This window comes from Arhodomonas sp. KWT, assembly GCF_010993615.1.
In genome coordinates, this window is sequence record NZ_WNXE01000052.1 from 6,639 (window position 1) to 18,761 (window position 12,123).

Consider the following 12,123-nt stretch of genomic DNA (forward strand, 5'->3'; position numbering starts at 1 on the left):
GGCGACTGGCTCGCCGCCTACGCGGACTTCGACAGCACCGTGGCTGCACTGGAGCGCATGGCCGCACGGCTGTCCCGGCGCCGGGAAATGCTGCGCGGCGCCGGCCCCACCCTGACCGCCCTGTATCCGGCGCTGGAGGCGGATTTCCACGCGTTCTTCCCGGCGCTGGTGGATTTCGTCCGCGACGCCGGGAAACCCGGCGGGGTTCAGGACGGTCAACCAGTGGAGAGCGACCTCACCCGATAACATCGAGCACGGGAGCCACCATGACCGCAGGCCTGGCATCGCTACGCCTGGACAACCGGTTCGCCCGCCTGCCGGGCGAATTCCACACCCGCCTGGCACCCGGCGGACTGCCGGAGCCACGGGTACTGGCCGTGAGCCCGGAGACGGCGGCGCTGCTCGGCCTCGACCCCGGCGCCGTGGCCGCGGACGCCGACATCCTCGCGGGCAACGTCCCCCTGCCCGGCGGGGCCCCCCTGGCCATGGTCTACGCCGGCCACCAATTCGGGCAGTACGTACCCCGCCTCGGTGACGGCCGCGCCGTGCTGCTCGGCCAGGCCCGTGGCAACGACGGCCGGCTCTACGACCTCCACCTCAAGGGCGCCGGGCCCACCCCCTACTCCCGCGGCGCCGACGGACGCGCGGTGCTGCGCTCATGCCTGCGGGAGTTCCTCGCCAGCGAGGCGCTGCATCACCTGGGCATCCCCACCACCCGGGCGCTGGCGCTGGTGGGCACGTCGCTCGCCGTGCAGCGCGAACGCGTCGAGCCCGGCGCGGCGATGCTGCGCGTCTCCCGCGGGCACGTGCGCTTCGGACACTTCGAGTATTTCTACTACCGCGAACGCTTCGACGCCCTGCCCGTCCTGGCCGATCACGTCATCGCCGACGCCCACCCGGACCTCGTCGGCCACACCGCCCGGTACCGCCTCTGGCTGGAGCGGGTCGTCCGGGCGACGGCGTCACTGATCGCCCGCTGGCAGGCGGTGGGCTTCGTCCACGGGGTGATGAACACCGACAACATGTCCGTGCTCGGCGAGACCATCGATTACGGGCCGTTCGCGTTCATGGATGCGTTCAGCGACACCTTCACCCCGAACCACACCGACATGGGCGGGCGCTACAGCTACCGCATGCAGCCTGCCATCGGCGAGTGGAACGTCACCCAGCTGGTGCAGGCCTGCCTGCCGCTGCTCGCGGACACGCCGGAGGCGGCGGTGGAGATCGGCCGGGACATCGTCGCGGGCTACGAGGGCGCCTTCGACGCGGCCTGGCTCGAGGCCTTTACCGACAAGCTCGGCATCGCCGAGCCACAGGCCGGCGACGAGCGGCTGATCGGCGACCTGCTCGCCCGCATGGCCGACGGCGGTGCCGATTTCACCCGCACCTTCCGCGCCCTCGGCGAACTCCACTCGGCCACCGACGGCGGGGACGAGGACTTCCTGGACGAGTTCGCCGACCGCGACGCCGCAACGGAATGGCTCGGGCGCTGGCGTCGCCGGCTGGCAACGGAGGGGCGCAACGACGCCGCGCGCCGCCAGGCGATGCACGGCGTCAACCCGCGCTACGTGCTGCGCAGCTGGATGGCCCAGCAGGCCATCGACCGCGCGGAGGACGGCGACATGGGCGAGACGCAGCGCCTGCTCGACTGCCTGCGCCGGCCGTTCGACGACCAACCGGGATACGCGGAATACGCGGCGCCGCCGCCGGACTGGGGACGGGGCATCGTGCTCTCGTGCTCCTCGTGAGCCGCGGACGGCTTGCATTCGCGCCGCCCGCCCCCAACGCTGAAGACATCGCCCAACGCCAAGAGAGAGTGACCATGCGATACGTGCTGTTCACCTGCCTGCTCACCGGACTGATCCTGTCCGCGCCGCTGGCCGCAGCGGAGGGCAGCGGCGCCGGCAACGGTGCGGAGACCACCATGGAGCAGGGCGGCGAATCCAACCTGGAGGCGCTGCAGCGCTACTCCGCGGAAAAGCGCGACCAGGCGGTGACCAAGGCCCATGAGCTCATGGACGCGCTGGACAAACGCATTGCGAACCTGCGCGAGCGCGCCGACGAGCAGTGGTCCGAGATGAGCGAGGCGACACGGGAGAAGACGCAGGCAAGCCTGCGCGCCCTGGAGGACGAGCGCGAGGACCTCGGCCGCGCGTTCGACCGCCTGGGCGAAAGCTCGGCGGAGACCTGGGACGACGTGAAGACGGGCTTCGTAGACAGCTACCGCCAGCTGCGCGAGCACTTCCAGGCGACCGAGAAGGAAACCCCCAAGCCCGACATGTCCCGGGAGTGACCGGCCTCGCCAGGCCGGAGTGCAGGCCCTACACTGGAGGGCCACCGATCACCTTCAGCTAGCGAACGGAGCACCATGCGCTATCTCAAACGATGCATCGGCCTGGCACTGATCCTCGTGGTCGGCGCGGCCCAGGCCCAGAGCGGGAGCGGCGGACTGCTGGACAACGGCGGCCGCGGCGGCGAGAGCGACTTCCTCAAACCCGCCGAGAACGGCGGCCAGACCGCGCAGCAGACCACCCAGGGCCAGCCGCAGGGCCAGCAGGGCGACTCGGAGAACGTCGAGCGCTTCGAGGACTGGGGCGTGCGCTGCGGACTCGGGGACAACGGCCCGCGCAACGGCTGCGAGATGTTCCAGGGCGTGACCCGCAGCGACAACGACAAGCTCGTCATGCGGGTGGCGGTGGCCTATCCACCCCAGGAGCAGGTCGACGGCCCCGTGGCGGTCTTCCAGCTGCCCCTGGGCATCCACCTGCCCCCGGGCGTGCAGATGAGCATCGACGGCGGCGAGCCGATCCGCTTCCCCGTACAGATCTGCTTCCAGGCGGGCTGCCGGGCGGACCTGCCACTCAAGGATGAGCTCCTCGCCAAGCTCAAGGGCGGCACCAAGGCCCAGGTCAGTATCCGCGTACCCAACGGCAAGACGGTCAACCTGCCGCTCTCGCTGATGGGCTTCACGGCGGCGCTCGACCGCATCAGCCCCTGAGCCCGCCCCGCGGCCCGGCCGCCGGCCGGGCCGCGAATGTTACAAATCGATGGCACCGGCGTTACCATACCCTCCCCTGAACAAGCCGGGATGGGAACGCACATGGCGCCGAACTTCTTCTCGCAGCTCTTCGGCAAATCCCCCGTGAGCCCCCTGCAGCGACACATGGCGGAGGTCAGCGCCTGTGTCGAGGAGCTCCCACCGTTCCTCGCCGCGGTCCGGGCCGGGGACTGGGCGACCGCCGAGGCCCATCAGCAGCGCATCGGCCGTATCGAGAGCGATGCGGACCGCCTCAAGCACGAGCTGCGCCTGCAGCTGCCCAAGGGCCTGATGCTACCCGTCGCCCGCCGCGACCTCCTCGAGGTCCTGGCCATGCAGGACAAGGTCGCCAACCGCGCCAAGGACATCGCCGGGCTGATCCTCGGCCGGCGCATGACCTTCCCCGAATCCGTCGCCGAGCCCATGGAGGCCTTCCTGCAGCGCTCCGTGGACGCCACCCGCCAGGCCCGCAAGGCCATCGACGAGCTCGACGACCTCTTCGAGACCGGCTTCCGCGGCCACGAGGTGGACATCGTCAACGGCATGCTCACCGAGCTCGACCGCATCGAGAGCGACACCGACCGCCTCCAGGTGACCACGCGGCGCGCCGTGTTCGCCCTGGAGGACGAGCTGCCGCCGGTCCACGTGATGTTCATCTACCGGATCATCGACTGGATCGGCAGCCTCGCCGACCGCTCCCAGCGGGTCGGCAGCCGGCTGCAGCTCATGCTCGCTCGATAGAAGAAACCAACTACCCGTTTTCTCTTTCCATCCCCGGGGGCCCAATGGAATTCGGTATCACACTGCTCGTGCTGGCGGCCGTGTTCGGACTGTTCATGGCGTGGGGCATCGGCGCCAACGACGTCGCCAACGCCATGGGCACATCGGTCGGGTCGCGCGCGATGACCATCGGCCAGGCGGTGGTCATCGCCGCCGTGTTCGAGTTCGCCGGCGCGCTGCTCGCCGGCGGCTCGGTGACTGACACGGTGCGCAAGGGCATCGTCAATCCGGCGGTGTTCGCCGATCACCCCCAGCTCCTGGTCTTCGGGATGCTCGCCGCCCTGCTCGCCGCGGCGGTATGGCTGCTGGTGGCCTCGTACTTCGGCTGGCCCGTGTCCACGACCCACTCCATCGTCGGCGCGGTGGTGGGCTTCGCCGCGGTGGGCGTCGGCCCGGACGCCGTGCAGTGGGGCAAAATCGTGTCCATCGCGGCGAGCTGGGTGGTCTCGCCACTGCTGTCAGGCACCATCGCGTTCCTGCTGTTCCTGTCCGTGCAACGGCTGATACTCGACTCGCACACGCCGCTCGCGAACGCCCGGCGCTACGTACCGGTGTACATGTTCGGCGTGGGCTTCGTGGTCGCACTGGTGACCATCACCAAGGGCCTCAAGCACGTGGGGGTCACCTTCCCGCCGACACTCGCGGTGCTGATCGCGGCCGCCGCCGGCATCGTCGTCACGCTCGTGGGCATTGCCGGTATCCGTCGTCTGGACATCGATCCGGACGCGGACCTCGACTTTCACTACACCAACGTCGAGCGGATCTTCGGCGTGCTCATGGTGATCACCGCCTGCGCCATGGCCTTCGCCCACGGCTCCAACGACGTCGCCAACGCCGTGGGACCGGTGGCGGCGGTGGTGAGCATCGTCACCAACAGCGGTGAGGTCGGCGCCAAGGCCAGCCTCAACGTGTGGATCCTGCTGCTCGGCGGGGGCGGCATCGTGATCGGCCTGATCACCTATGGCCAGCGCGTGATCCAGACCGTCGGCCAGGGCATCACCTCGCTGTCGCCGAGCCGCGGCTTCGCCGCCACCATCGCCGCGGCGACCACCGTGGTCCTCGCCTCCGGCACCGGACTGCCGATCTCGACGACCCACACGCTGGTGGGCGGCGTACTCGGCGTGGGCCTCGCCCGGGGCATGGCCGCGCTCAACCTGCGCATGATCGGCCACATCTTCATGTCCTGGATCGTCACCCTGCCCGCCGGCGCGATCCTCTCGGTGATGTTCTTCTACCTGCTCGAGGCGCTGCTCGGCTGAAGCCGCCGCCGGGCGGCGCGCTGGGCGGACCAGGTATCGGCAGTGTAGACCGCCAGACCCGTCCAGATTGCGGCGAAGGTGACGCCGTCGGCCCCGGTGAAAGGCTCGCCGAGTACGAGCACGCCGGTAAGCAGGTGCATGGTCGGCGTGATGTACTGGAACAGCCCCAGCGTCGCCAGCCGGAGGCGCTGCGCCGCCGCCGTGAACAGCACCAGCGGCACCACCGTCGCCGCGCCGGCCCCGATCAGCAATACGTCGATGACGGGCGAGGCGATGAACAGCTGCGCGCGTCCTTCGGCATACATCCAGGCCAGACCGATCAGCGCCGCGGGCAGGGCCATCAGCGTCTCCAGGAACAGGCCCGTGGCACTGTCGACGGCGAGCTGCTTGCGGATCAGCCCGTAACCGCCGAAGCAGCCGGCGAGCACCAGCGCGATCCAGGGCACCGAGCCGAAGGCGATCACGCGCAGGATCACGCCCGCCGCGGCCACACCGACCGCCAGCATCTGCCAGCGCCGCAGCCGCTCACCGAGGAACGCGAAACCGAGGAAGACATTGAGCAGCGGATTGATGTAATAGCCCAGGCTGCTCTCGAGCACGTGGCCGTTGGTGACGGCCCAGATGAACACCCCCCAGTTGGCGACGATGAGCGCGGTACTTGCCATCAGCGGCCGGCGCAGGTGCGGCTGCGCGAGCACCGCCCGCACCCGGGTCCAGCGTCCGGCGGCGGCGAGCACCAGCGCGAGCAGCACCGCCGCCCAGATCACGCGCTGCACCAGGATCTCCCAGGGCGAGACGCTGGGGCCGATGAGGTGGAAATACAGCGGCAGCAGCCCCCAGAGGCCGAACGCCCCCAGTGCCGCCGCGACGCCGCCGGCCGACGGGTGGGTATCGGACACGTCGCGATTCCTCGAGTGGATGTGGCGGGCGGTCTTCCGGCGTGCAGCAGGCACCGCCGTGGACGCCCCATGGACATGGAGCCGTCAGGATAGTTGCCCGGCGAACGTTTTGCGACCCCGCCAGCCTCCGTGGTCCCGACTTCGCGCCCCCATTCCCGTCGTCGGATAATCGCCTCCGGGGGCGGGACAAACGCGTCGATTTATCGTAGGATTCGCCGCGCCGCAGATCGATGCTTAACCCGGTCAGTCAGGCGGTTGGGCGAACACGCCCGGGCAGGGTCGGTAGACTGCGGCCGCCGCGGATGCACCAGTCAACCCAGGGGAACGATCCATGTCGATTACCGAGCGCGACCTCTACCTCCAGCAGTGGAAACAGGCCCAGGAGCTCGCCGAGCAGATGCTGCCGATGATCGGCCGCCTCTACCGCGATCGCGGTCTGGTCCTGCGCATCTACGGCCGCCCGCTCAACAACGTCAACACGGTCGACATCCTCAAGGCGCACCGCTTCGTCAAGCAGTACGAAGGCGAAGCGCTGGACATCCGCGACAGCTTCGCCGTACTGGAGGCGCTGACCGCCCTGCGCCTGGCCCCGGCACGACTGGACCTGGGCCGCCTCGCCGTCGCCTACGGCCGCCTCGAGGAGCCCCGTCCGGCGCTTACCGACTGGCTGCGCGAGGAGCTCGCCGACATCGTCGACCGCGAGGGCCCGCTGCTCAACGAACCCCAGGACGTCGTGCTCTACGGTTTCGGCCGCATCGGACGCCTGCTCGCCCGGCTGCTCATCGAGAAGACCGGCGCCGGCAACAAGATGCGCCTGCGCGCCGTCGTCGTACGCCCCAACAACAATGACGACGACCTCGACAAGCGCGCGAGCCTGCTGCGCCGCGACTCCGTACACGGCCCCTTCAACGGCTCGATCTTCACCGTGCCGGAAGAGAACGCCATCGTCGCGAACGGCAACTACATCAAGGTCATCTACGCCAACGACCCGGCGGAGATCGACTACACCGAGTACGGCATCAAGGACGCGCTGATCCTCGACAACACCGGCAAGTGGCGCGATGAGGCCGGCCTCTCCCGCCACCTCGAGGCCACCGGCGCCGGCCGCGTGCTCCTGACCGCGCCCGGCAAGGGCGATCTCAAGAACATCGTCTTCGGTGTGAATCACCGCGACATGGCCCCCGAGGACCGCATCCTCTCGGCGGCGAGCTGCACCACCAACGCCATCACCCCCGTGCTCAAGGTGATCAACGAGCGCTACGGTATCGAGTACGGTCACGTCGAGACGGTGCACGCCTACACCAACGACCAGAACCTCACCGACAACTACCACAAGGGCTCGCGCCGCGGCCGCAGCGCGCCGCTGAACATGGTTCTCACCGAGACCGGCGCGGCCAAGGCGGTGGCCAAGGCCCTGCCCGAGCTCTCCGGCAAGCTCACCGGCAACGCCATCCGCGTCCCCACCCCGAACGTGTCGCTCGCGGTGATGAACCTCACCCTCAACGACTCGGTGGACGAGGAGAGCCTGCGCGAATTCCTCCGCGACGCCGCGCTGTACTCGGACGTCGCCGAGCAGATCGACTACACCGCCTCCACCGAGGCAGTCTCCACCGATCTGGTCGGCTCGCGTCACGCCGGCGTCATCGACTCGGCCTCGCTGATCGCCCAGGACCGCCACTGCGTGGTCTACGTCTGGTACGACAACGAGATGGGCTACAGCTGCCAGGTCATGCGCATCGCCCAGGAGATGGCGGGCCTGCACTTCCCGCGCCTGCCGCGAAGCTGACCGCCGGCGGCGGGCGGCGCTGTTCCGGCGCCGCCCGCAGGCGCCCCGGGCTGGCGTCACCGATCACCGGCTTAGTAACCTGTGCGCATTACCGTCACCGGAGCGAGAGAGTCCCGCCATGAGCAACTCCCTGCGCGAGCAGATGCTGAAATCCGGGCTCGCCTCAGAAGAGGACGTCAAGCGGGTCGAGTCCCAGAAAAAGGGCAGGAAAAAGGGCCCAAAGAAGAAGAAATCCCAGCGCCAGGCCCCGAAGAGCGATGCCGCCTCCCACGCCGAGCTCTACGACCAGGCCAAGCGGGCCCGCGACCGCGACCTCAACCGTGAGCGTGAGGCCGAGCGCAAGCGTCAGGCGGACGAGAAGGCCGCGCGCAAAATGGTGCTCGACTCCGAGATCCGCCGCAGCGAGCGCGACGCGGACGTGGCATTCCATTTCACCCACGGTGAGCGCATCAAACGGCTGTACGTCACCGGCGCCCAGCAGACGCAGCTCGCCCGGGGCGAACTGGCTATCGCGCGCACCCGCGGGCACTACCGGCTGATCCCAGCGGAGGTCGCCGACCGGGTCGAGCCGGTGGCGCCGTTCCTGATCGCCTTCCGCGGCGGGCCCGTCGAGGGCGAGGACGATCCCGCCTACGAGGAGCACCCGATCCCGGACGACCTCATGTGGTAGTGCGCAGCGGCGCCACCCGGCGCAGTGACAGCCACGAATGCACCGCGATGGCGCCGAGCACGAGCACGGCCCCCGCGAGGGTCAGCGCCGGGGGCTCCTCGCCCACCGCGCCCCACACCCACACCGGGGCCAGCACGGTCTCGATGAGCAGGAACAGGCTCACCTCCGGGGACGGCAGATAGCGCGTGGACGTCATCAGCAGCACCGACGCCAGCGGCATCTGCGCGAGCCCCATGACCGCCAGCCAGCCGTAGCTCGACGCCGACAGCGTGAGCGGATCGGCGAACGGCCACGCGATCAGCCCCGCCACCACGCCCGAGCCGCAGGTCAGCGGGATACGCGGTACCGCCGGGCAGCGGCGGAGCACCGTGAACGCCCCGCCCAGCGAGACGCACAGCGCCATCGCCAGGGCGTCGCCGAGCAGTGTGCCGCCGCCGACGGAGCCGGAGAACACGACCGCCACGCCGGCGATGCTCACGACGATGGCCGCCAGGGTCCGCGGGCGAACGCGCTCGCCGAGGAACAGCCAGGAGAACAGCGCCGCGAAGAACGGCGCACAGCTCAGGATCACCACCGTGTTCGCCGCCCGGGTGAGGGAGACGGAGAGCACGAACAATGCGGTGTTCATGCCGTACAGCCCCGCCGCCGCCAGTGCCGCGAACACCTCCCGGCGGTTGGCCGGCCGCCAGCGCTCACGATGGACCAGCGCGAGCAGCCCCATCGACAACGCGATCCCCCAGCCGCGCCAGAACGCCACGTTCCAGCCGTCCGTCGCGGCGAGGCGCACGAGCACCGCGTCGAAGCTCAGCACCAGCGCCCCCGCGGCGGCGATCAGCATGCCCCGGCGGTGAACCGTGGTCGCGCTCTCCAATGCCCCCTCCCCTGATCCCTGAAACGAAGGCGGCAAGGATAGCCCACCGGGGCCGATCACGGTACCGTGCCGCGTCGGCTCACTCCGGCCAGATCCGCGCCAGGATGGCGTCGCGGTCCACCCCCGCGGGCAGGCACCCCAGGGTATAGCCGCCCCCTCCGCCGAGCCGGCTGGCGCAGAACGCCTCCGCCACCGGTGCCGGGGCGTGGCGCACGAGCAGGCTCGCCTGCAGCGCCAGGGCAAGCGCCCCGGTCGCCCGGCGGGCCGCCGCCGGGTCCTCGCGCACCGAGGCGAGCTCGCCCGGCAGCGCCTCGATCGCGGCGTCCAGGCGTGAGTCGGCGCCCCGGGCCAGTGCCAGTTCGGCGAGGAACGCCGCCTCCACCTCCGGATCGTCCACCAGCGCCCGGCGGACGTCGAGACAGATCACGTTGCCGGCCCCCTCCCAGATACCGTTCACCGGTGCCTCCCGGTAGAGACGCGCCAGCGGCCCGGTCTCCACATAACCGTTGCCGCCGAGACACTCCATGGCCTCGGCGATCACCGCCGGCGCGCGCTTGTTGGTCCAGTACTTCGCCGCCGCCGTGCCCAGGCGGGCGAGCCGGCGCTCGCCGGCCGCGTCGGCCGGGGCCTCGAACGCCGCGGCCAGACGCAGGACCATCGTCAGCCCCGCCTCAACCTCCAGGGCCAGATCGGCCAGGACCTCCCGCATCAGCGGCTGCTCGGCGAGCGTCGCACCGAACGCGCGCCGGGCCCGACAGAAATGCCACGCCTGGACCAGCGCCTGGCGCATCATGCCCACCGGCGCGGTGGCCGCGTCGAGGCGGGTCTGCTGCACCATTTCGATGATGGTGCGCACGCCCCGACCCGGTGGACCCACGCGGCGTGCCCAGGCATCGTCGTACTCGATCTCCGCGGAGGCGTTGCTACGGTTACCGCACTTGTCCTTGAGCCGCTGCAGCCGGATACCGTTGCGCGCGCCGTCCGGCCGCCAGCGGGGCACGAGAAAGCAGGTCAGCCCCTCGTCGGCCTGGGCCAGGGTGAGGAAGGCATCGGACATCGGCGCGGAGCAGAACCACTTGTGGCCGGTGAGCACGTATTCGCCGTCACCACCGGCGGCGACGGCACGGGTGGTGTTGGCGCGCACGTCCGAACCGCCCTGCTTCTCGGTCATGGCCATGCCGAAGGTCGCGCCGGCCTTCTCCCCCGCCGGCAGCGAACGGGCATCATAGCGGGTGCTCATCAGCCATGGCAGCCAGTCGTCGGCCACCGCCGGTTCGGCGAGCAACGCGGGCACGGCGGCGTGGGTCATCGTCACCGGACAGCACACGCCCTGCTCGGGCTGGGTGAAGAGGTACAGCCCGGCGACATGGGCGATGTGGCCACCCGCTGCATTCCGCCGCCATGCGACCCCGTGCAGGTCGTGGCCGATGGCGAGCGCCATGAGGGCGTGGTAGGCGGGATGATAGTGGACCTCATCCACACGACGGCCGCCGGTGTCGAAGGCGACGAGTTCCGGGGGATGGCGCTCAGCCTGCTGCGCCTGCTCGAACCAGTGTCCGCGGCCGGTCTCCTCGCCCAGCGCCGCGAGCCAGGAGGCCGTCCACTCCGGTGCCAGCCGGGTGACCTGCTCGCGCAGGGGCCGGTCCGTGGCCCACGCATCGTAGTCGTCCGGGGGAAACGGCTGGTTGTCGACCTCGTGGGTGCCGAGCCGGGTACGGGGACGGTGGAAACGCATGGCCGGCCTCCTGCCGCGGGGTAGTGATTATCGCTGCGGTCGGGGCGGGGCGGCGGCGCCGCCGGGCGCCCTCGGACCTGCAGATTCAGCGTAGCAGTCACCGGGCTCCCAGGTGGAAACTATACCGTCCAGTCGGTATAGTTCGGCGGTATCGTGATCGACAGAGGCAACGACGATGGGCGAACGGGATTCCACACGGGAACGTCTCCTCCTCGCCGCGGCGCGGCTTGTCCGGGAGCAGGGTGTACGCCATCTCACCCTGGCCGCCGTGGCCCGTGAGGCCGGCGTGAGCAAGGGCGGGCTGATCTATCACTTCCCGTCCAAGGAGGCGCTGCTCGGTGCCATGGTGGCGCACCTGCTCACCGTCACCGAGGCGGGCATTGACGCACACCGCGAAACCGATACCGGCGCCGGGAGCTGGACCCGCGGCTACCTCGCCACGTGCTCACCGCCGGAGCGCGGCGAGCACCCCGACAACCGCATGGCGGCCGCAGTCCTCGCCGCCGGCGCGGGCGCGCCGGCACTGCTCGACCCGATCCGCGAGCGCCAGCCGGCGTGGCGTGCGGCACTGGCGGACGACGGCATCGATGCCGTGGACGCCATGGTGGTGCGCCTGGCGGCGGACGGACTGTGGATGAACGACCTCTTCGCACTGCCGGCACTGGACGCAGACGAACGGGCCGCGGTCATGGCCCGGCTGGCGGCGATGACGGAGGCAGGGACATGAATGCTCTGATCTGGCTCACCATCGCGATCACCAGCGAGGTGATCGCTACCACCGCACTCAAGGCCTCCAACGGCTTCTCCCGTCTGGGTCCGTCGGTGATCGTCGTCGCGGGCTATGCCCTCGCCTTCGTGCTGCTGTCGATGAGCCTCAAACACCTGCCGGTGGGCTACGTCTACGCCCTATGGGCGGGGCTCGGGATGGTCGGCGTGGCGATCACCGGGGCCATGGTCTTCGGCGAGGCCTTTCCCCTCGCCAAGGCCGGCGGGATCGCCCTGATCGTCGCCGGCGTGGTGATGCTGAACCTGCCGGCGGCGAGGGGCTGACCCGCAATACAGCCCCCCGCCGCGACAGCCCGGCCG

13 protein-coding genes are annotated in these 12,123 nt (G+C 70.2%); 10 read left to right on the top strand and 3 right to left on the bottom strand.

The genetic code is table 11. The features are described from left to right. From G7A99_RS09920 to G7A99_RS09945, 6 genes are all read left to right on the top strand, one after another. A partial coding sequence (locus G7A99_RS09920) for an ACP phosphodiesterase (RefSeq protein WP_163139867.1) occupies positions 1-246 on the top strand: 246 nt, incomplete at its 5' end. 20 nt (positions 247-266) lie between these two features. Further along, positions 267-1,748 carry a YdiU family protein gene (locus G7A99_RS09925; RefSeq protein ID WP_163139869.1) on the top strand — a complete coding sequence of 494 codons (1,482 nt, stop codon included), beginning with the start codon at positions 267-269 and terminating at the stop codon, positions 1,746-1,748. Between the two features lie 74 nt (positions 1,749-1,822). Next, the gene (locus G7A99_RS09930; protein ID WP_163139871.1) at positions 1,823-2,293 is read left to right on the top strand and encodes a hypothetical protein; all 471 of its coding nucleotides are present in this window, start codon (positions 1,823-1,825) and stop codon (positions 2,291-2,293) included. A gap of 75 nt (positions 2,294-2,368) precedes the next feature. Then, positions 2,369-2,998 carry an invasion associated locus B family protein gene (locus G7A99_RS09935; RefSeq protein WP_018719276.1) on the top strand — a complete coding sequence of 210 codons (630 nt, stop codon included), beginning with the start codon at positions 2,369-2,371 and terminating at the stop codon, positions 2,996-2,998. Positions 2,999-3,100: 102 nt separating this feature from the next. Continuing rightward, positions 3,101-3,778 carry a TIGR00153 family protein gene (locus G7A99_RS09940; RefSeq protein WP_018719275.1) on the top strand — a complete coding sequence of 226 codons (678 nt, stop codon included), beginning with the start codon at positions 3,101-3,103 and terminating at the stop codon, positions 3,776-3,778. 44 nt (positions 3,779-3,822) lie between these two features. Beyond that, on the top strand, positions 3,823-5,076 hold the full coding sequence (locus tag G7A99_RS09945) for an inorganic phosphate transporter (protein ID WP_018719274.1): 1,254 nt from the start codon (positions 3,823-3,825) through the stop codon (positions 5,074-5,076). Here the strand turns inward: G7A99_RS09945 and rarD are convergent. After that, positions 5,049-5,975: an EamA family transporter RarD gene (rarD, locus tag G7A99_RS09950; RefSeq protein ID WP_163139873.1), complete on the bottom strand. Its 927-nt coding sequence runs from the start codon at positions 5,973-5,975 to the stop codon at positions 5,049-5,051. The two genes, G7A99_RS09945 and rarD, sit on opposite strands and share 28 nt — an antisense overlap. Before the next feature lie 331 nt (positions 5,976-6,306). On the opposite strand from rarD, the gene G7A99_RS09955 reads away from it, so the two are divergent. Together G7A99_RS09955 and G7A99_RS09960 are read left to right on the top strand one after the other, a co-directional pair. Next, positions 6,307-7,761 (top strand): glyceraldehyde-3-phosphate dehydrogenase, encoded by a 1,455-nt coding sequence (locus G7A99_RS09955; RefSeq protein WP_163139875.1) that lies wholly within the window; start codon positions 6,307-6,309, stop codon positions 7,759-7,761. 118 nt (positions 7,762-7,879) lie between these two features. Beyond that, the gene (locus G7A99_RS09960; protein ID WP_163139877.1) at positions 7,880-8,431 is read left to right on the top strand and encodes a DUF2058 domain-containing protein; all 552 of its coding nucleotides are present in this window, start codon (positions 7,880-7,882) and stop codon (positions 8,429-8,431) included. Here G7A99_RS09960 and G7A99_RS09965 read toward each other — a convergent pair. Continuing rightward, positions 8,421-9,302 carry a DMT family transporter gene (locus G7A99_RS09965; protein ID WP_163139879.1) on the bottom strand — a complete coding sequence of 294 codons (882 nt, stop codon included), beginning with the start codon at positions 9,300-9,302 and terminating at the stop codon, positions 8,421-8,423. The two genes, G7A99_RS09960 and G7A99_RS09965, sit on opposite strands and share 11 nt — an antisense overlap. Positions 9,303-9,381: 79 nt before the next feature. After that, a complete protein-coding gene (locus G7A99_RS09970) occupies positions 9,382-11,037 on the bottom strand; it encodes an acyl-CoA dehydrogenase family protein (RefSeq protein WP_163139880.1) in 1,656 nt (551 codons plus the stop codon). Between the two features lie 175 nt (positions 11,038-11,212). Between G7A99_RS09970 and G7A99_RS09975 the strand changes: the two genes are divergently transcribed. Beyond that, on the top strand, positions 11,213-11,764 hold the full coding sequence (locus tag G7A99_RS09975; protein WP_163139882.1) for a TetR/AcrR family transcriptional regulator: 552 nt from the start codon (positions 11,213-11,215) through the stop codon (positions 11,762-11,764). Further along, positions 11,761-12,087, top strand: coding sequence for a multidrug efflux SMR transporter (locus G7A99_RS09980; protein ID WP_163139884.1), 327 nt, complete (start codon positions 11,761-11,763; stop codon positions 12,085-12,087). Before G7A99_RS09975 ends, G7A99_RS09980 begins: the two co-directional genes overlap by 4 nt. Positions 12,088-12,123 lie beyond the last annotated feature (36 nt).

Bases quoted from the DNA above. Each gene is read 5' to 3' on its own strand.
- G7A99_RS09925 (WP_163139869.1), top strand. From the start codon at position 267: ATGACCGCAGGCCTGGCATCGCTACGCCTGGACAACCGGTTCGCCCGC.
- G7A99_RS09930 (WP_163139871.1), top strand. From the start codon at position 1,823: ATGCGATACGTGCTGTTCACCTGCCTGCTCACCGGACTGATCCTGTCC.
- G7A99_RS09935 (WP_018719276.1), top strand. From the start codon at position 2,369: ATGCGCTATCTCAAACGATGCATCGGCCTGGCACTGATCCTCGTGGTC.
- G7A99_RS09940 (WP_018719275.1), top strand. From the start codon at position 3,101: ATGGCGCCGAACTTCTTCTCGCAGCTCTTCGGCAAATCCCCCGTGAGC.
- G7A99_RS09945 (WP_018719274.1), top strand. From the start codon at position 3,823: ATGGAATTCGGTATCACACTGCTCGTGCTGGCGGCCGTGTTCGGACTG.
- G7A99_RS09955 (WP_163139875.1), top strand. From the start codon at position 6,307: ATGTCGATTACCGAGCGCGACCTCTACCTCCAGCAGTGGAAACAGGCC.
- G7A99_RS09960 (WP_163139877.1), top strand. From the start codon at position 7,880: ATGAGCAACTCCCTGCGCGAGCAGATGCTGAAATCCGGGCTCGCCTCA.
- G7A99_RS09970 (WP_163139880.1), bottom strand. From the start codon at position 11,037: ATGCGTTTCCACCGTCCCCGTACCCGGCTCGGCACCCACGAGGTCGAC.
- G7A99_RS09975 (WP_163139882.1), top strand. From the start codon at position 11,213: ATGGGCGAACGGGATTCCACACGGGAACGTCTCCTCCTCGCCGCGGCG.
- G7A99_RS09980 (WP_163139884.1), top strand. From the start codon at position 11,761: ATGAATGCTCTGATCTGGCTCACCATCGCGATCACCAGCGAGGTGATC.